The sequence below is a fragment of the Amycolatopsis speibonae genome, from assembly GCF_042647925.1.
GTDB classification, from domain to species: Bacteria; Actinomycetota; Actinomycetes; order Mycobacteriales; family Pseudonocardiaceae; genus Amycolatopsis; species Amycolatopsis speibonae.
This window is the reverse complement of the sequence record NZ_JBHRWK010000069.1, coordinates 1-17,717: the sequence shown is the minus strand read 5'-3', so window position 1 is coordinate 17,717 and position 17,717 is coordinate 1. Positions and strand designations below refer to the sequence as shown.

Below are 17,717 nucleotides of genomic sequence, written 5' to 3'. Positions count from 1 at the left end.
CCTGACTCAGCCCGCGGATACGGGCGAGACCGAGGAAATGCAGTACTTGTCGCCTGCCTCCCGCCGGACCTCCATCGTCCCGGTGAACTCCGACTCGTAGTTCAGCGTTCCCGACATCATCACCACGATCAGGTCCGGACCCGCCGCCCGCGGGTCTTTCGCGGTGAGCGACGCGTTGCGGTCGCCGTATTCCTTCGCCGCCTGCCGGACCTTGTCCTTGGCGTCCGCGCAGGCCGACTCGGCGGCCTTGTCGGGTTCGTCGCCGAACACCGCGAGCATGAACTTGCCCGCCAGCACCGGACCCCAGTCGAGACTGAGCGGGGTCTGCGTCACGCTCGCCGTCTTGGAGGACTTGCTGTCGCTCAGCAGGAAACCGGGTGCCACGAACGCGAGGATCACGAACACGACCACCACGAGCGCGACACCGCCGCCGATCAGCCCGATCATCAGGCCGTTGCCCTTCTTCGGCGGCTGCCGCCCCGGGAACTGCGGCCCGCCGTAACCCGGCGGCGGGTAGCCCTGCTGGGGATACTGCTGCTGCGGGTACTGCTGCTGGGGGTGGCCCTGCCCCCACTGCGGTCCTTGCGGTCCCTGTGGATACGACATCGACGCTTCCTTCCCCCGAGCAACCTGTACGAGGAATCTACCGTCCCCTTCGGACAGTCGGAAACCAGCTCCGCAACACGTAAAGACTCGTGAGCGGTAATGCCGGTTCTAACCGTCCCGACCACTCACGAGGTACTGGACCGACGCGTCACCGCCGCTTCGGCCGCTGGCAGTACGTGAAGGACTCCTTCGTGTACTTGGAGAAGGTGTGAAGGTCGAGTTTCTTCGGCTGAGCCGAGGGAAGGGGGCCTTCACGCGGAGCCGCTGTGATTGCTGGTGCGCCTGGGGCCAGAGTGGCGATCCTGAAGGTAGCGAAGGCCTCCTTCACTACCTTGAGGGTAGGGAAGGAGGCCTTCACGGACCGGACCTGATCGACCACGACCAGGCACCGTAGCCCGGCCGGTAGTGCCTGTTCTAACCGTCCCGACCACTCACAAGCCCTAGAATCGGGCCATGAGACGGCTGGCCGTGGTGGTCTTCAACGGGGCATCGCTGGGTGCGATGTCCTTCGCGTTCGGTGTGTTCGAGATGGCTTCGGCCTTCGGGGAGCTGCCCGACCTGGAACTCAAGGTCGTCGGCGGCGAGCCGGGCACCGCGCTGCGGGGTGGCGGCCTGACCGTCCCGGTCCCGGAGGACCTCGACGCCGTCCGGGACGCGGATCTGGTGCTCGTCCCGAACTGGCGGTCGCCGATGGAGGATCCGCCGGAAGCGGCGCTGGAGGCACTCCGCGCGGCACACGACCGGGGTGCCCGGGTGGCCGGACTGTGCAGCGGCGCCTTCGTGCTGGCCGCCGCCGGGCTGCTCGACGGGCGCCCCGCGACCACGCACTGGGCGATGGCGCCGCTGCTCGCGGCCCGGTTCCCCGCCGTCCGCCTCGACGAATCGGTCCTCTACATCGACGACGGCGACATCCTGACCGCGGGCGGCGGCGCCGCCGGGATGGACCTCGGCCTGCACCTCATCCGGTCGTGGTGCGGCGCGGAGGTGGCGAACCGGCTGGCGAAGGGCATGGTCGTCCCGCCGCACCGGCCCGGCGGGCAGGCCCAGTACATCGAATCGCCGATGCCGGACCTCGACGAGGGCGACCCGGTCTCGGAGACGATGGCCTGGGCGCTCACCCGGCTGGATACCGCGCTCCCGGTGGACGAGCTCGCCAGGCGGGCGCTGATGAGCAGGCGCAACTACGACCGCCGGTTCCGCGAGATCACCGGCGCCGCGCCCGGCACGTGGCTCACCCACCAGCGGGTCATCCGCGCGCAGCAGCTGCTCGAGTCCACCGATCTCCCCGTCGACGAGATCGCCAGGTACTGCGGGTTCTCCTCCGCCGCCGCGCTCCGGCCGCACTTCCGGCGGCAGGTCGGGGTCACCCCGGTGGCCTACCGGGAGACGTTCGGGACCAGGCTGGGCGTCCCCGAACCCATGCCGGCCTGACCCGGCTGTCTCAAAACCGACCCCGGTTGGCGAAAACACCGCTCACGGTCGGGCACCGCGCCAGGCCACGATCGTGGCATGACCGAAGACAGCCGTTCCTTCCTCAACCGCCGGTCCATGCTCACCCTCGGCGCGGGTGCCGCGGCCGCGCTGGTGGCCTCGGGTGGCATCGCCGAGGCGGGCCAGCCCGGCGCTCCCGGCGACGCGGAACTCGCCAGGTCCCTGCCCGGCGGTTTCCGCAGTGAGTACGCCCAGGTCAACGGTGTCCGGCTGCACTACGTCGCCGGCGGCCGGGGCGAGCCGCTGATCCTGCTGCCGGGCTGGCCGGAGACGTGGTGGCAGTACCGCAGGATCATGCCGACGCTGGCGAAGCGGTACCGCGTGATCGCTGTCGACCTGCGCGGCATGGGCGGCTCGGGCAAGCCGCAGGGCGGCTACGACAAGAAGACGATGGCCCGCGACATCTTCGAGCTCGTCCGCGCGCTGGGCTACCGGCAGGCGCACATCGCCGGACACGACATCGGCGCCATGGTCGCGTTCAGCTTCGCCGCCAACCACCCCGAAGCGACGAAGACCGTCACGCTCATGGACGTCTCGCACCCCGACGAAAGCCTGTACCAGATCCCGATGCTGGCCCCGCCCGGACAGCCGGTGAACGTCTGGTGGTTCGCTTTCAACCAGGTCGCGACGCTGCCCGAACAGCTGCTGGCCGGCCGCTCGCGCTTTCTCGTCGACTGGATGTTCGACCATCTGCTGGCCGATCCGGCCTCGATCGGCGGCCGGGACCGCGCGGTCTACGCCGCCGCGTACGACCGTCCGGACGCGATCCGCGCCGGGAACGCCTGGTACCAGGCGTTCGGCCAGGACATCGAGGATCAGAAGGCCTACGGGAAGATCACCGCGCCGATGCTGGGGCTGGGCTCTGAGTACAACTACGACTACCTCGCCGCGGTCCTGCCGTCCAAGGCCACCGACGTCCGGGTGCGGAAGGTCTCCGGCTCCGGGCACTTCGTCGCCGAAGAGCAGCCGCGCACGGTCATCGACGAGCTGCAGGCCTTCCTCGGATGAGGCGTATACCCCGAATGGGTCAACAACGCCCTCCGAATCGTCCGATTCACTCGGTCAGGTGAAAGACGCGGCCAGGCGTCATTCTCGCGACGGAGGCCCCTCTTCTCTGGTGTGTCGGTACCGGCCGGGCAGCCCCCCGAACGGCCGGTACCGACATGGAAGTACAGATCGAGAAGTACCGCTCAACCGATCCACCAGCGGGCCTTGTAGATCCACGCGCCGTGCAGCGCCAGCTCGGCGCGTGGAAAGGCCAGCCGGACGGAATCCGTGCACCAGGTGCACAGGTGCCCGTCCTGGATCGAAGCCGTCAGGATCTGCCCGGTCCGCGGGTTCGTCGACACACTCTTCACGTGCGGCTGGTCGATCTCCCGCGCGCCCGCGTACCGCTGGGTGAAGCCGCCACTTGTCTTCGAGAACTGGTAGACACCCGCTTCCGTGGTCACCCACAGCAGGTCCGGCCGGTGCGGGACCGGCTGAAGGTCGTGCCCGCCCTTGCTCGGCACCGGAACCGACCGCTGCTCGGTGAGCACCGGCGCGGCAGGTGTCCCACCGACGCTCACCGCGACGAGCGCGTCGGTGCCCAACGCCCACAGCACGTTCCGGCCCGCGTCCCACTCCACGCCGTGTGCCCCCACCAGTGGAAACTCGGCGTAGGTCGTCGAGCGCTGCCCCTGCGAAGCGGTGTAGACCCGCACCCAGCCACCGGTGCTGGCCGCCACCGCGACGTTGCCGTCCGGCAGCAGTTCGATGCTGTGCGGGTTGGCGGGCCCGCCCACGTTGGCAGCCCAGTACGCCCGGTCCCCCGCCGGATACGGCACGACGGCCGCGAAACCGCCCGACGCCGACGTGAGCAGGTACTTTTCGCCGGCTCGTTCGGCGAGCTTCGCGTCGCTCGGGTTGCTCCACGATCCCGCCAGGTCCGCCAGCCCGTTGGCGGCGTTCGGCGCCCACGTCCAGCTCACCTTCCGGTTCTGCCAGAAGGCCCGGTCGGCGGGCAGGACCAGGATCCGTTTGGACGCCTGCTCGGTGATGACGATCGAACCGCGATCGCGCGCGCCCGCGTCCGCCACCGCCGGCGCGGACGCCGCGACCGAAAGGCCCACGACGGCCAGCGCCACCAAGGAATTCCCTATGATCTTCATACGGAGACTGAATCCGTCCCGGATGACGGGCGCGTGGCGATGATCGGAAACGTGGGTGTCGAGGAGATGACCCGGGATCAGAGGGCCGCCCCGGACCGCCGGAGCAGCACCTCGTCGACCTGACGGCGGGCCGTCATCGGCACCGGGCGGCCGTACCCGAGACGCAGCACCGCGTGCGGGCGGCCGAGGTCGGCGAAAATCCGCCCCATCGCGGTCCGCGTCTCCGGGGTTTCGAACGGCCTGCCGACGAACGACGTCGCGAGGCCTGCCGCCGTCGCGGTCAGCAGTACCCGTTGCAGCACCATTCCCGCCCGCAGGTCCGCGGCGGGCCCGGCGTCCGCGGTCAGGACAGCGCCGAGGACGGGCTCACCGCCTTCGGGTTCGGCTGCGAAGAAGGACTCCTGCGCGGGGATACCATGTGGTGACGGCGGTTTGCCCGGTGCCGGGACACCGTCCGGGGCGTTGGCCACCCGCCGGGTCCACAGCGCGATCTCCGCCTGGAACGCGCCGTTGCGTGCCTGCGCGGCTTCGGCCCGGTGCAGCACCCGCGCGACCGCGTTCGCCCGGTCGCCGCGGCCGAACAGTTCCAGCAGGCCGCCTTCCACCAGCGCGGACGCCCGCAACGTCGTCCGCGCCCACGCGGGTACCGGCCGGTCCAGGAACGGACGGCGGTTCGTGTGACGGCGGAAGACGACTTCGGCCAGCTTCCGCTCCTCGGGTGAGGAGAACCGGTCGCCGCCGATCACGAGTTCGGCCAGCAGGTCCGGCTCGCCCGGCACCGGCAGTGCCCGGAGCGAGAGCGTCTTCCCGTTGGAGCGCAGGGAGACGATCAGATTGAAGATCGCCGCGCCGCACGAAAGCCGCGCCTCGCGGGCGTCCGGGTCGGCGATCCGGAGCACCCTCGCGCGGTCGAGCCACACCTCGATCCGGTTCCGGTCCACGACGAATCGCCACGGCTGGGTGTTGAGCGGGGACGGCGCGCGGACGGCGGCCGCCACCGCCTGGTCGACATGGTTCGGCAACGGGATCTTCATCGTGGGCTCCGGGGGAAGGGGTTGATCCACCTTCGACCGGGGTATCCGGCGACCGCAGCGGCCGCCGGTCACGAATTCCGGGGACTTTCGCCCCCGATCCCGGGAGCGAGGACTTAGGACTCTGTGCCGCGACCGGCCGCGATGGGAGTCTCGATGACCGGAACGGAGCCGACGATGACGGACAAATGGACTATTGATGTTTCCCTGCGGCACGAACAGTACCGAGTGCGCGCGGAGGCGTTGCTCCGCTTGGAGGACGGCGGTGAGTTCGTCGGAGTCGGACTGGCCGAAGCCGGGCTGAGAGAGAGTTCGAACTCCCAGATCGGTTCCTATCTCGCGGTGACACGGGCGCTTTCGGACCTCACCGCGGAACTACTGGAGACCGTCGCCTCCGACGTCGCCCGCTCGATCGAGGTCGACGGAGTACTCGCCGGGCAGTCGGCGAACTGACCGCGATCAGCGCAAGGGGGCGGCCCACTCGACCCTGGTGCCACCCCCTTTCCGAGTCTCCACCCGGAACGTCCCACCCGCCTTTTCCGCGCGATCACGCAGGTTCCGCAACCCGCCGGCGGCGCCGGGCTCGACGACGATGCCGACACCGTCGTCGGTGACCACGATCCGCAGGACGTCGTCCTTCACGACGACGCTCACCGAAACCCCGCTGGCCCTCGCGTGGCGGACAACGTTGCCGACCGTCTCCCGCACCACCGCCTCGGCGTGTTCGGCGAACAGGAACGGGACCGAGTCCAACGGGCCGGACAGGCTGACCGTCGGATGGATCGCGGTCTCGTCGGCGAGTTCGGTGATCGAGTCGTAGAGACGATGCCGCAGCCGGACCCCTTGCTGACCGGCCTCACCGCCGTGGAGATCGAAGATCGCCGTGCGGATCTCGTGCACGATCTCGTGCATCTGGTCGATGCTGTAGCCGATCCGCCGCTGCAGTTCCGGTGAACGCGCCCGGCGGTGCGTGCTCTGCATGGCGAGGCCGACCGCGAACAGCCGCTGGATCACGTGGTCGTGCAGATCCCTGGCGATCCGGTCCCGATCGGCGAGCACGTCGAGTTCCCTCGCCGTGCGTTGCTGCGCGGCCAGCTGCAGCGCGAGCGCCGCCTGGTCGGCGAACGAGGCCACCACCGGCAGCTGGGGGAGTTCGAACGGGACCGCGCCCGGATTCCGCACCGCCATCAGCACCCCGGACGTGCGTTCCCGCGCCCGGAGCGGCACCACGAGCGTCGGCCCGAAGACGAACTCCCCTTCGGCGCCGAGTACCAGGTCCGGCACGCTGCGCGGGGTCCGGTCGCGGTAGACGGCTCCAGGCAACGAGGCGGCGACGCTGATCCGCACCCCGGTCAGCTCCAAGGCCCGCGCGCCCGCACAGACGGCGATGGTGAGTTCGTCGGCTTCCTCCTCGCCGTCCGGGCTGACGTCGAGCCGTCCGGAACCGGGCAGGGCCAGCAAAGTGAGGTCGGAGCCGGTCAGTTCCAATGCCCGGCTGGCGATCAGGTTGAGCGCTTCGACGGGATCGGTGCCGCCCAGCAGTTCCGTGGTCACCTCGCTGGTGGCGGCCTGCCACTGCTGGCGGATCCGCGTCTGCTCGTAGAGGTGGGCGTTCTCGATCGCGATCCCGGCCGCGGCGGCGAGGGCCTGGACGACCACCTCGTCGTCGTCGGTGAAACCCTCCCCGCGTTTCTCGGTCAGATAGAGATTCCCGAACACCTCGTCGCGCACCCGGACCGGTACGCCGAGGAAGGACCGCATCGGCGGATGGCACGGTGGGAACCCGACCGACGAGGGATGCCGCGAGATGTCGGCCAGCCGCACCGGTTTCGCCTCGTCGATGACGAAACCCAACAGTCCGTGGCCTTTCGGGAGATGCCCGATCTGCTGTTTCGTCTCGCCGTCGATCCCGAGATAGACGAACTCGGCGAGCGAACCGTCGTCCGCGATCACCCCGAGGGCGCCGTAAGTGGCTTCGCCGAGGTCGATCGCCGCCTGCACGATCCGGCGCAGCGTCGCGTCCAGTTCCAGCCCCGACGCGACGGCGAGCATCGCTTCGAGCAGGCCGTCCATCTTGTCGCGGGTGCCGATGAGCCGTTCGATGCGGTCCTGGAGGTCCCGCAGCACCTCACGAACCCTCAGCTGGGAAAGCGCGCCGGTGACCCGGTCGTCGCTTCCGCCCAGCCGGCCATGAGCTGACATCCTGCTGCGCCTCCGAAGATCGGGACGACTCCCGGCCGTGGTGACTTTCTCCTCTTTCGGCCCCGCACCGCGGGCGGGGACCGTCTCACCGAGACAATCGTATTGCCCGTGGCGCGGCGGCGGGGGGAACCATGACCATACAAGTCACCAGGGTCGGGCGTTTGAACTCCGAACAGGTGAATTCCGTGCTCCGGTCGGCCACACTGGCCCCGTCGACGCACAACACCCAACCTTGGCTTTTCCGGTGCGCCGGCACCGGGATCGAACTCCACGCCGATCCGCGCCGTATCCTCCCGGTCACGGATCCGGACGGACGTGAACTCGTCCTCTCGTGCGGCGCAGCCCTTTTCACTCTCCGGACGGCGATTCACGCACTGGGCTTCCACCCGGCGACGACCCTCATGCCGAGCCGCGCCGATCCAGATCTGCTGGCCGTCGTCCGCCCGCTCGCCGAACGCACGCCCGACCCGAAGGTCTCCCGGCTCGCCCGCGCGATCACCCGCCGCCGGACCAACCGGCGCCCGTTCCTGCCCAGCGCCGTTCCTCGCTCCACACTCGCCACACTCCGCCACGCCACCGAACTCGAACACGCGTGGATGCCCAGTCTCGACGCCGAACAGTGCCGTGCCCTGCGTGATCTCACCGCCCGGGCCCGCCGGGTCCAGCTCGCAGATCCCGATTTCGTCGCCGAACTCGGCCGTTGGAGCGGTTTGGGCGCGGGCACTCGCGACGGGGTGCCGACCTACGCGACCGAGGGCTCCCCTGCCGACGAAAGCTGGCTCCTGGACGAATTCGGCGCCGACGAATTCGGCGCCGGGGGCGCCGGCACCCGGCCGGATCCGCTGGTGGTGGTGATCGGGTCGCTGACCGACGAACGGCTCGACCGGCTGCAGGCGGGACAAGCGCTGCAACGGGTGCTGCTCACCGCGACGAGCGCGGGCCTCGACGCGTCGTACATCTCACCGCCGCTCATGGTCCGCACGGCCCGCGCCGAACTCAGGCGCCTTCTCGGCTGCGGGGTGTGGCCGCAAGTGCTGCTGCGCGTCGGCTATGGCCTCCCGCTGCCGTGGACCCCTCGGCGCCCGCTGGACGACGTCCTGCTCGACACGCTCGTTTCCGCCTGAGCGCGGGGATCCGTCACTGCTGTCGTAGCTCCGTGGCCAGCACGGCCGCCTGGGTACGCCGCTGCATCCCGAGTTTCGTCAGCAGCCGGGACACGTAGTTCTTGACGGTCTTCTCGGCGAGGAACATCCGCTCGGCGATCTGCCGGTTGGTCAGCCCCTCGCCGATCAGTTCCAGCAGCGTGCGCTCCTGCTCGGAAAGCCCGGCCAGCGGGCCTTTTTTGGCGGCGTCGTCGCGGAACTTCGCCATCAGCGTGGCTGCGGCCCGCGCGTCCAGCAGGGACCGGCCGAGGCCGACCTCCTTGACCGCGGCCACCAGGTCCATCCCCCGGATGTCCTTGATGACGTAGCCGCTCGCGCCCGCCATGATCGCGTCCAGCATCGCCTGCTCGTCGGTGTAGGAGGTGAGCATCAGGCATTTCAGTTCGGGGATCTTGGAGCGCAGTTCCCGCGCGAGTTCGACGCCGTTGCCGTCAGGCAGCCGGACGTCGAGCACCGCGACATCCGGCCGCAACGCAGGGATCCTCGCCATCGCCTGGGAAAAGGTAGCGGCCTGGCCGACCACGCACAGACCTGCGTCCTCCTCGATCATGTCCGCGACCCCTCGACGGACCACCTCGTGGTCGTCCACCAGAAACACCCGGAGCATTCCGACCTCCACGGTTTCCCTCCTCGGATGAGAGCGTACGGTGCACGACAGGTCACTGCGACAGGCCAAAGGGCCCTGTTCGGCACCCGTTCGAGTGGCTACCGCCATCCGGACCAGGTTCATTTGCATCATTCGAGTCAGGACGTTCTGTTCTTCCCGGAGCAGTTCCACCGCTGCGACGATCGCGTCATGTCCGAGACCACGCTTTCGCCGGCCGCTTCGTCCGGCTCTCCCGACTCGGCCGACGAGCTCGTGGCCATGCGCAACCGCGTCCGCTTCTACCGGACGCGCTCCGAGCAGCTCCAGTACGCGCTGGATCACAGGCTGCCCATCGAGCAGGCCAAAGGAATCCTCGCCGAGCGTTACCAAATCGACATCGGCGCCGCGTTCGAACTGCTGCGTTCGTTCTGCCGCAACAACAACATGAAGATCCACGATGTGGCCAGGACCCTCGTCGAGCAGCCAAGCGAAGGCGAGCGACGAATCTCCTGTTGAGTGACGCCCTACTCGGAGCGGGCTATGAAGCGAAGGTCGCCGTTCAGACTTCGGGTGCTCGTCGCGGACGACAACCCCGTCATCGGCGATGCTTTGCGCGCCCTCCTGGAGAACGAGCCGGACATCGAAGTGGTCGCCGTGGCCATGAACGCGGGTGAAGCGGTCGCACTCGCGGAACTGCTGTCCCCGGAGGTCGCCGTCCTGGACGTCCGGATCCCCGGCGGTGGCGGCGCGTGGATGGCGAGCGAGATCCGGCGACGAGCGCCTCGTACCCGGCTGGTGGCGTTCTCGGCGCACAGCGACACCCGGTCCATCGCCCAAATGGCCTCCGTCGGCGTCACCGAGTACCTCGTGAAGGGCAGCCCCAACACCGAGATCGTCGCGGCCATCCGCCGCCTCCGCCCGAGCAGCGCCAACGGGACCGAGTAGCCCGGACGTCAGTCCGGGAGCCACCGTTCCATACAAGCCAGCAGTTCCTCCGCGTTCACGGGTTTGGTGACGTAGTCGCTCGCGCCGGCGGCGAGACTCTTCTCGCGGTCCCCTTCCATGGCCTTCGCGGTCACCGTGATGATCGGCAGACCGGCGAACCTCGGCATCTCGCGGATCGCCGCAGTCGTCGCGTGGCCGTCCATCTCCGGCATCATCACGTCCATCAGGATCAGGTCGATGCCCTCGTCGGCCAGCAGTTCCTCGATGCCTTTCCGGCCGTTGGGTGCGTGCACCACCGACAGTCCGTGCAGTTCGAGCATCCCCGAGATGGCGAAAACGTTGCGGGCGTCGTCATCGACGAGCAGCACCTTGCGCCCCTGCAGACGTGGCGGCCCGGTCGGCGGATCGACGACCTCGGCTGTCTCATCGGGGGTCGCCGGAGTCCCCTCGGGTTGGTGCATCAGCGGCAGGATGCCTTCGAGTTCACTGGCGGAAATGTGCAGCATGATGCGTTCCCGCAGCATGTCCAGCGACGGCAGCAGTTCGACGGGATGCACCCTCGCGTGCCCGTGCAGCAACCGGTCCTGCGCGGCACTGAGCTTGCGGGTCGCGTAAGCCAGCACCGGGACCTCGACGGGATGCGCCCCTTCGGTGAGCCGTTTGAGGAACGTCAACGCGCTCGTTCCGGGGATGCTGGTGTCGAGCACGACGCAGCGGTAGCTGTCACGTTTCAGCTCCTCGAACGCCTCAGCCGGATTGGCCACCGCCCGCACCTGGACCGAGCCGTGACTGTCCGCGACGTCGGCCGCGACACCGCGCGCGAGCAGGGTCAGCAGGCTGTTCTGCTCGCTCTCCACCACCAGGACCCGCCGTTCCCCGACACCGTTGTCGACAGTGGAATCGTCAACGCCCACGGATGCGGTGAACCTGGCCACCGGCAGGTAGAGGGTGAACGTGCTGCCGGTCCCCAGCACGCTGTCCGCCCGGATCTCACCGCCGAGCAGGTAGGCGACCTCGCGGCTGATCGACAGGCCGAGTCCGGTGCCGCCGTACTTCCGGCTGGTGGTGCCGTCGGCCTGTTGGAAGGCGCCGAAGATCGACTCGAGGTTCTCTTCGGCGATTCCGATCCCGGTGTCGATCACGCTGAAGGCGACCAAGGACTCGTGGCCCGCGGCGAACGGGGAAACGATGGTGTCGACCAGTTTCACCCGCAGTTCGACGCTGCCGTCTTCGGTGAACTTGACCGCGTTCGACAGCAGGTTCCGCAATACCTGCCGCAATCGCTGCTCGTCGGTGAACAGCAGCTCCGGCACATTGGGTTCCACGGTGACCTGGAAGTCGAGCCCCCTCTCCGCCGTCAGCGGGCGGAACGTCGTGCCGACGTAGTCGAGCAGCTGCCGTAAGGGGAACGGCTCGTGGTGGATGTCCATCTTGCCCGCCTCGACCTTCGACAGGTCGAGGATGTCGTTGATCAGCTGCAGCAGGTCGGTGCCAGCGGACTGGATCACCTTGGCGAACTCGACCTGTTTGGGGGTCAGGTTCTGGGTCGAGTTCTGCGACAGGACGCCGGCTAGGATCAGCAGGCTGGTCAACGGGGTGCGGAGCTCGTGCGACATGTTGGCCAGGAACTCGGACTTGTACTTCGACGCCAGCGCGAGCTGCTGCGCCCGTTCCTCGATCTCCTGCCGGGCCTGCTCGATTTCGAAGTTCTTCACCTCGATGTCGCGGTTTTGCCGCGCGAGCAGTTCGGCCTTCTCCTCCAGTTCCGCGTTGGACACCTGGAGCTTCGCCTGCTGCGCTTGGAGCTCTTCAGAGCGTGCCTGCAGTTCCGCGGCCAGCCGTTGGGACTCCTCCAGCAGGGAGTCGGTCCGCGCGTTGGCGATGATCGTGTTGACGTTGACCCCGATGGTCTCCATCAGCTGTTCGAGGAAATCCTTGCCGACGGCGGTGAATTCGCCGAACGACGCCAGTTCGATGACGCCGAGCACCTGGTCCTCGAAAACGATCGGCAGCACGATCAAGGTGACCGGCGGGGAGGAACCGAGACTCGACGAGATCTTCACGAAGTCCGGCGGCGTCCGGTCGACCACGATCGGTTTCTTGGTCTGCGCGGCCTGCCCGATCAGCGACTGCCCCATCGCGAAACCCAAGGGCGCACCCGGGTCCTCGCTGTGCCCATAGCTGGTGATCAGCCGCAGCCGGGTGCCGTCCTCGCCGGACTCGGTGAGGAACAATGTCCCGTGCTGGGCACCGACCAGCGGGGTCAGCTCGTTCAGGATGAGCGTGGCCACCACCCGCAGGTCCCGATGGCCCTGCATCAGTCCCGAAATCCGCGCCAGGTTGGTGTTGAGCCAGTCCTGCTCTTCGTTCGCCCGGGTCGTCTCGCGCAGCGACTGGACCATCGCGTTGATGTTGTCCTTCAGCTCCGCGACCTCGCCCTGTGCCTCGACGGAGATCGACCGGGTGAGGTCGCCGGTGGCCACCGCGCTGGTGACCTCGGCGATCGCCCTGACCTGACGGGTCAGGTTCCCTGCCAGCTCGTTGACGTTCTCCGTGAGCCGCTTCCAGGTACCCGAAACGCCGCCGACCTCCGCCTGGCCGCCCAGCCGTCCCTCGCTGCCGACCTCACGCGCGACTCGCGTGACCTCGGCGGCGAACGCGGAAAGCTGGTCGACCATCGTGTTGATGGTGGTCTTGAGCTCCAGGATCTCGCCTCGTGCGTCGACGTCGATCTTGCGGGAAAGATCGCCCTGCGCGACCGCGGTTGTCACCTGGGCGATGTTACGGACCTGGCCGGTGAGGTTGTTCGCCATCGAGTTGACGTTGTCGGTGAGGTCCTTCCAAGTGCCGGCGACGTTCGGCACCCTGGACTGCCCGCCGAGGATGCCCTCGGTGCCGACCTCACGCGCCACCCGAGTGACCTCGTCCGCGAACGCCGACAGCGTGTCGACCATCGTGTTGATCGTCTGCGCGAGCGCGGCGACCTCGCCTTTGGCCTCGACGGTGATCTTCTGGGAAAGGTCCCCGCGTGCGACCGCGGTGGCGACCTGGGCGATCGAGCGGACCTGGTCGGTCAGGTTGTCCGCCATGACGTTCACGGACTCGGTCAGGCCCTTCCAGGTCCCCGACACACCCTTCACATCCGCCTGACCACCCAACCGCCCCTCGGTCCCGACCTCGCGCGCGACCCGGGTCACCTCATCGGCGAACGAGGACAACTGGCCGACCATCGTGTTGATCGTGTCCTTCAGCTCCAGGATCTCGCCCCGCGCGTCCACGCGGATCTTCTGCGACAGGTCGCCCTTCGCCACCGCCGTGGTGACCTCAGCGATCGAGCGGACCTGGTCGGTCAGGTTGTCCGCCATGACGTTCACGGACTCGGTCAGGCCCTTCCAGGTCCCCGACACACCCTTCACATCCGCCTGACCACCCAACCGCCCCTCGGTCCCGACCTCGCGCGCGACCCGGGTCACCTCATCGGCGAACGAGGACAGCTGATCCACCATCGTGTTGATCGTGTTCTTCAGCTCCAGGATCTCGCCCCGCGCGTCCACGCGGATCTTCTGTGACAGGTCGCCCTTCGCCACCGCCGTGGCCACCTGGGCGATCGAGCGGACCTGCGCGGTGAGGTTGCCTGCCATGAAGTTCACCGACGTCGTCAGATCCCGCCAGGTCCCCGCCACGCCCGGGACCTGGGCCTGCCCGCCGAGTGCGCCCTCGGTCCCGACCTCCCGCGCGACCCGGGTCACCTCATCGGCGAACGAGGACAACTGATCCACCATCGTGTTGATCGTGTTCTTCAGCTCCAGGATCTCGCCCCGCGCGTCCACCGTGATCTTCTGCGACAGGTCGCCCTTCGCCACCGCCGTGGTGACCTCAGCGATCGAGCGGACCTGGTCGGTCAGGTTGCCCGCCATGAAGTTCACCGACGTCGTCAGATCCCGCCAGGTCCCCGCCACGCCGGGCACTTCCGCCTGGCCGCCGAGTCGTCCTTCGCTGCCCACCTCGCGCGCCACCCGGGTCACCTCGTCCGCGAACGAGGAGAGCTGATCCACCATCGTGTTGATCGTGTTCTTCAACTCCAGCATCTCGCCTTTGACGTCGACGGTGATCTTCTGCGACAGATCACCTTTCGCCACCGCGGTCGCGACCTCGGCGATGTCGCGAACCTGCCCGGTGAGGTTGCCCGCCATCGCGTTCACCGAATCGGTGAGGTCCTTCCAGGTCCCCGAAACCGAGGGCACCGCCGCCTGACCGCCGAGTTTGCCTTCGGTCCCCACTTCGCGCGCGACCCGGGTGACCTCGGAGGTGAACAGCGCCAGTTGGTCGACCATCCCGTTGAAGACAACCGACATCTCGTCCATCAGGACGTCGTCCTCCTGGGGCAGCCGCGTGCTGAAATCGCCGTCGCGAACCGCTTTCAACCCCTCCAGAAGTCGCTGCAGGCCTTCGTCGTTGAGCGCGACACCCACTCGCATCGTGTCTCGGGATCCACGTTTGGCAACCGGTTCCGGCATCGAGATGCCTCCTTCTTTCTGGCTCCCCACAGGTCCAGGGGGCTACCGTCATCTCCGCGCGAGCCCGGGAGGGCCCAGCGGAATCCAGAAGGCGACCGAAGTACCTTCGCCCGGCCTGCTGGAGATCCGGAACCAGCCTTGCGCCGCTTCCGCCCGCTCACGCATCGATGCCATTCCGATGTGCTCGCCCGACAACGCCTGGTGCGAGCTCTCGCCACCGGTCTTCATCCCGTCGCCGTTGTCGGCGACCTTCGCCAGCAGACCTCCGTCCTGCCCAGTCAGGGAGACCACCACGGTGGTGGCGTTCGCGTGCTTCCGCACGTTCACCAGCGCTTCCTGCAGGATCCGGAAGGCGGTGACGACTATGTCGGACTGCGGTTTGGCGGTGAAGTCGTGCCGCAGCGTGTAGTCCAGTCCCCAGCCGTCGACGACATCGGCGAGATAGTCACGGACGGAGGCGACCAGGTCGTCTTCGTTCAGCGCGGGCGGGCGTAATCGGGCGACCAGGATCCGCAGTCGCCGGATCGCCCCTTGAATCGCGTCGTCCAGTTGCATCAACGCGGAATCCTGTCGTTGCGTGGCGAGCATCTGCAGCCGCATGCTCACCGCGATCATCGACTGGATGGAATCATCGTGAACATCCCACGCGATACGGCGACGTTCGGTTTCCTGTGCCCGGACGAAATGGGTGAACGCCAGCCGCCGCCCGGTCGTTTCCTCCTGTGTCCTCCGGCGTTCGGTGAGGTCACGGGTGACCTTGCCGAAACCGACGAGACTGCCCTGCCCGTCCCGCAAAGCGGTGATCACGGTGTTGGCCCAGAACCGCTCACCACCGCGGCGAAGCCGCCAGCCCTCGTCCTCGTGGCTCCCCACTTCCGCGGCCACCAGCAGTTCCTCGGCGGGTTTTCCTTCGGCGATGTCGTTCTCGGTGTAGAAAACAGAGAAATGGCGGCCGAGGATCTCCGCTTCGGAATATCCTTTGATCCGTTCCGCCCCGGGGTTCCAGCTGATGACCCTGCCGTTGACGTCCAGCATGTAAATGGCGTAGTCGACGACACTGTGCACGAACAGCTCGAAGAGCACAGCGCTGCGACGATCGGGAGCTTGTTCCGATGGCAGCATGGCCATAGTGCAGCTTGGCACTCGGGTACGTCTCACCGCTACGGCCGTTCGAGGAGGCCGTTCTTGCGCGCGTGCGCCACGGCCTCGAGCTTCGAATGGGTGCCGGTCTTCACCAGGATCCGCTGCACGTGATTCCGCACGGTGTTCCGCGCGAGCCGCAGCTCTTCAGCGATCCTGTCGGTTCCCGCGCCGTCGGCGATCAGCCCGAGAACCTGCCGCTCCCGCAGGGTCAGGACCGGCCCGAGCCGGCCCGCGGTCCTGGCCAGCATGGCCAGTGCGCCGCTGAGCAGTTCCGGGTCGATGACCACGTCGCCGGCCGCGACGGTCCGGATCGCCGTGATCAACTCGTCGAGGAGACCCGATTTCAGCAGCAGCCCGGCTCCGCCGACCTCGAGGATCCTGGCGGCGATGGCACTGTTCGCGTCGCCGGTCAGCACGAGCACCCTGCTCGACGGCGAAATCGCCTGGAACCCGGCGATCGCCTCGATCCCGTCGCCATCCGGTAGCCGCCGGTCGAGCAGGACGATGTCGGGCAGATGCGCCCCCGCCGCGATCATCCCGTGCGCGAGGGACTCCACCGACGCCACCAGGTCGATCTCCGGGAATTCCTCGAACGCCGCGCCGAGCGCCTCGGCGACCATCTTGTGGTCTTCGACGAGCAGCACTCGGATCGGGGCCGCCGCCGGGGGCACGGGCCGCGGGGGGGTCGGGTTCGACATGCACTTTCTCCGTCGATCGTGGTCTCGCCGGGACCATTGTCGGGCAGGTTCCCGGAATTCACTCCTCCCCGCGGCCGCATTCACCCGCGTGCGGCTTCACCGATCAGGGCGACCGGGCACCGTGCGCGACTCAGCAACCCCTGTGCCGTGCTCCCGAGCCCACCGCCGGATGATCCGATCACGATCAGCCCCGCGTGCGGGACCACTCGGATGAGGGCCCTGGCCGCGGTGCGGTCGCGGACGACCGCGAGCCGGAGGAGGACGCCGGGATACTTTTCGCGCCAGGCCGCCACCCTGTCCTCCAGCACGCGTTTCTCCGCCGCCTCGACACTCGCCAGTTCGGCACCCGCTTCGAGGACGCTGTCATGCCAGGCGTGGACGACGACGAGTGCGCTGTTCCGCGCGGAAGCACTGTCGAGTGCGAAGGCCAGGGCGCGTTCGCTGTCGCTGGAGGCATCGACTCCGACGACCACTTCGCCCCGGCGGGGAGCGGTCAGACCGCGGACCACGACCACCGGGCACTTCGCGTACCCGGCCACCTCCGTGGCGATCGCGCCGATCGGTGCTCCGCGAAGTGCGCCGAACCCGTGTGTCCCCAGCACCAGCAGCGAAGCCGACTTCGACGCCGCGATCAGTTCGTCGGCGATCCCGCCGAGTTTCACCTCGTGCTCGGTGGGCACCGCCGGTTCGGCTTCTCTCACGACACTCGCGGCGGCGAGATTGGTCTGCGCCGCGCCGCTTTCCCAGCGGCGGCCGTCGATGTGGAGGAGCTTCAGCGCGCTGTCCCGTCTCGCCGCCTCCCCCGCGGCCCAGCGCACCGCCGCCCGCGACGATTGCGAGGCGTCCACGCCGACGACCACGGCGGCGCGCCGCTGGATCCCGGTCATCACCGGCCTCCCGTCCCGCCGCCGGAACCGGCGGACGTCCGCCGACAGCCTGCTCTCCGACGCGGCGCCCGCACAGGGCATGAAGTCCTTTTCCCGGAACGGGAGACGGGGATGCCGGCGGACATTATCCCACCATGCGCGGCAGGGCCTGTCGTTTCGACGCCGACCCGTTACCCGTCGTACCCGTCCGGCGACCTAGATGATTGATTCCGTGAAGTTGGTGTTAGTGGTCGTAGGCGATGAGTGAGCGTTTGCTGGTCACGCCGGTTTGCCAGTTGTGCCAGATGCCTGCGGACAT

Annotated in this window: 15 protein-coding genes; 6 read left to right on the top strand and 9 right to left on the bottom strand. The window is 68.2% G+C overall.

Features of this window, described 5'->3' with window-relative positions; all coding sequences use genetic code 11:
- Positions 1–6 precede the first annotated feature (6 nt).
- Positions 7–606, bottom strand: coding sequence for a hypothetical protein (locus tag ACFOSH_RS34510; protein ID WP_378244215.1), 600 nt, complete (start codon positions 604–606; stop codon positions 7–9).
- Positions 607–1,059: 453 nt separating this feature from the next.
- Here ACFOSH_RS34510 and ACFOSH_RS34505 point away from each other — a divergent pair, with 453 nt between their 5' ends.
- Together ACFOSH_RS34505 and ACFOSH_RS34500 are read left to right on the top strand one after the other, a co-directional pair.
- Complete coding sequence (locus tag ACFOSH_RS34505; protein ID WP_378244213.1) at positions 1,060–2,037, top strand: GlxA family transcriptional regulator; 978 nt, start codon at positions 1,060–1,062, stop codon at positions 2,035–2,037.
- A 78-nt stretch (positions 2,038–2,115) separates the two neighbouring features.
- A complete protein-coding gene (locus ACFOSH_RS34500; protein ID WP_378244211.1) occupies positions 2,116–3,105 on the top strand; it encodes an alpha/beta fold hydrolase in 990 nt (329 codons plus the stop codon).
- A gap of 182 nt (positions 3,106–3,287) precedes the next feature.
- Here ACFOSH_RS34500 and ACFOSH_RS34495 read toward each other — a convergent pair whose 3' ends face one another.
- Together ACFOSH_RS34495 and ACFOSH_RS34490 are read right to left on the bottom strand one after the other, a co-directional pair.
- Positions 3,288–4,247: a DUF6528 family protein gene (locus ACFOSH_RS34495; RefSeq protein WP_378244209.1), complete on the bottom strand. Its 960-nt coding sequence runs from the start codon at positions 4,245–4,247 to the stop codon at positions 3,288–3,290.
- A 77-nt stretch (positions 4,248–4,324) separates the two neighbouring features.
- Positions 4,325–5,281 (bottom strand): Acg family FMN-binding oxidoreductase, encoded by a 957-nt coding sequence (locus ACFOSH_RS34490; RefSeq protein WP_378244207.1) that lies wholly within the window; start codon positions 5,279–5,281, stop codon positions 4,325–4,327.
- A 153-nt stretch (positions 5,282–5,434) separates the two neighbouring features.
- On the opposite strand from ACFOSH_RS34490, the gene ACFOSH_RS34485 reads away from it, so the two are divergent.
- Entirely contained in the window at positions 5,435–5,731 is a 297-nt protein-coding gene (locus ACFOSH_RS34485; protein WP_378244205.1) for a dsRBD fold-containing protein, read from the top strand.
- Between the two features lie 6 nt (positions 5,732–5,737).
- On the opposite strand, the gene ACFOSH_RS34480 is transcribed toward ACFOSH_RS34485, so the two are convergent.
- A complete protein-coding gene (locus tag ACFOSH_RS34480) occupies positions 5,738–7,480 on the bottom strand; it encodes a GAF domain-containing sensor histidine kinase (protein WP_378244203.1) in 1,743 nt (580 codons plus the stop codon).
- Positions 7,481–7,611: 131 nt separating this feature from the next.
- Here ACFOSH_RS34480 and ACFOSH_RS34475 point away from each other — a divergent pair, with 131 nt between their 5' ends.
- Positions 7,612–8,604, top strand: coding sequence for an Acg family FMN-binding oxidoreductase (locus tag ACFOSH_RS34475; RefSeq protein WP_378244201.1), 993 nt, complete (start codon positions 7,612–7,614; stop codon positions 8,602–8,604).
- 13 nt (positions 8,605–8,617) lie between these two features.
- On the opposite strand, the gene ACFOSH_RS34470 is transcribed toward ACFOSH_RS34475, so the two are convergent.
- Positions 8,618–9,250 (bottom strand): response regulator, encoded by a 633-nt coding sequence (locus ACFOSH_RS34470; protein ID WP_378244199.1) that lies wholly within the window; start codon positions 9,248–9,250, stop codon positions 8,618–8,620.
- A 189-nt stretch (positions 9,251–9,439) separates the two neighbouring features.
- Here ACFOSH_RS34470 and ACFOSH_RS34465 point away from each other — a divergent pair, with 189 nt between their 5' ends.
- Together ACFOSH_RS34465 and ACFOSH_RS34460 are read left to right on the top strand one after the other, a co-directional pair.
- The gene (locus ACFOSH_RS34465; protein WP_378244197.1) at positions 9,440–9,745 is read left to right on the top strand and encodes an ANTAR domain-containing protein; all 306 of its coding nucleotides are present in this window, start codon (positions 9,440–9,442) and stop codon (positions 9,743–9,745) included.
- 24 nt (positions 9,746–9,769) lie between these two features.
- On the top strand, positions 9,770–10,174 hold the full coding sequence (locus ACFOSH_RS34460) for a response regulator (protein ID WP_378244195.1): 405 nt from the start codon (positions 9,770–9,772) through the stop codon (positions 10,172–10,174).
- A gap of 8 nt (positions 10,175–10,182) precedes the next feature.
- Here the strand turns inward: ACFOSH_RS34460 and ACFOSH_RS34455 are convergent, their stop codons facing one another.
- The 4 genes from ACFOSH_RS34455 to ACFOSH_RS34440 all read right to left on the bottom strand — a co-directional run bounded on the left by ACFOSH_RS34455 (position 10,183) and on the right by ACFOSH_RS34440 (position 17,500).
- A complete protein-coding gene (locus ACFOSH_RS34455) occupies positions 10,183–14,691 on the bottom strand; it encodes a HAMP domain-containing protein (RefSeq protein WP_378244193.1) in 4,509 nt (1,502 codons plus the stop codon).
- A gap of 48 nt (positions 14,692–14,739) precedes the next feature.
- Complete coding sequence (locus ACFOSH_RS34450; protein WP_378244191.1) at positions 14,740–15,819, bottom strand: PAS domain-containing sensor histidine kinase; 1,080 nt, start codon at positions 15,817–15,819, stop codon at positions 14,740–14,742.
- Between the two features lie 32 nt (positions 15,820–15,851).
- Positions 15,852–16,532: a response regulator gene (locus ACFOSH_RS34445; protein WP_378244189.1), complete on the bottom strand. Its 681-nt coding sequence runs from the start codon at positions 16,530–16,532 to the stop codon at positions 15,852–15,854.
- An 80-nt stretch (positions 16,533–16,612) separates the two neighbouring features.
- Positions 16,613–17,500, bottom strand: coding sequence for a universal stress protein (locus ACFOSH_RS34440; protein ID WP_378244187.1), 888 nt, complete (start codon positions 17,498–17,500; stop codon positions 16,613–16,615).
- Positions 17,501–17,717 lie beyond the last annotated feature (217 nt).

Excerpts from the sequence above, each read along its gene's own strand:
- ACFOSH_RS34500 (WP_378244211.1), top strand. The coding sequence starts at position 2,116 with ATGACCGAAGACAGCCGTTCCTTCCTCAACCGCCGGTCCATGCTCACC.
- ACFOSH_RS34510 (WP_378244215.1), bottom strand. The coding sequence starts at position 606 with ATGTCGTATCCACAGGGACCGCAAGGACCGCAGTGGGGGCAGGGCCAC.
- ACFOSH_RS34495 (WP_378244209.1), bottom strand. The coding sequence starts at position 4,247 with ATGAAGATCATAGGGAATTCCTTGGTGGCGCTGGCCGTCGTGGGCCTT.
- ACFOSH_RS34440 (WP_378244187.1), bottom strand. The coding sequence starts at position 17,500 with ATGCCCTGTGCGGGCGCCGCGTCGGAGAGCAGGCTGTCGGCGGACGTC.
- ACFOSH_RS34465 (WP_378244197.1), top strand. The coding sequence starts at position 9,440 with ATGTCCGAGACCACGCTTTCGCCGGCCGCTTCGTCCGGCTCTCCCGAC.
- ACFOSH_RS34460 (WP_378244195.1), top strand. The coding sequence starts at position 9,770 with ATGAAGCGAAGGTCGCCGTTCAGACTTCGGGTGCTCGTCGCGGACGAC.
- ACFOSH_RS34505 (WP_378244213.1), top strand. The coding sequence starts at position 1,060 with ATGAGACGGCTGGCCGTGGTGGTCTTCAACGGGGCATCGCTGGGTGCG.
- ACFOSH_RS34455 (WP_378244193.1), bottom strand. The coding sequence starts at position 14,691 with ATGCCGGAACCGGTTGCCAAACGTGGATCCCGAGACACGATGCGAGTG.
- ACFOSH_RS34475 (WP_378244201.1), top strand. The coding sequence starts at position 7,612 with ATGACCATACAAGTCACCAGGGTCGGGCGTTTGAACTCCGAACAGGTG.
- ACFOSH_RS34450 (WP_378244191.1), bottom strand. The coding sequence starts at position 15,819 with ATGGCCATGCTGCCATCGGAACAAGCTCCCGATCGTCGCAGCGCTGTG.
- ACFOSH_RS34470 (WP_378244199.1), bottom strand. The coding sequence starts at position 9,250 with ATGCTCCGGGTGTTTCTGGTGGACGACCACGAGGTGGTCCGTCGAGGG.
- ACFOSH_RS34490 (WP_378244207.1), bottom strand. The coding sequence starts at position 5,281 with ATGAAGATCCCGTTGCCGAACCATGTCGACCAGGCGGTGGCGGCCGCC.
- ACFOSH_RS34445 (WP_378244189.1), bottom strand. The coding sequence starts at position 16,532 with ATGTCGAACCCGACCCCCCCGCGGCCCGTGCCCCCGGCGGCGGCCCCG.
- ACFOSH_RS34480 (WP_378244203.1), bottom strand. The coding sequence starts at position 7,480 with ATGTCAGCTCATGGCCGGCTGGGCGGAAGCGACGACCGGGTCACCGGC.
- ACFOSH_RS34485 (WP_378244205.1), top strand. The coding sequence starts at position 5,435 with ATGACCGGAACGGAGCCGACGATGACGGACAAATGGACTATTGATGTT.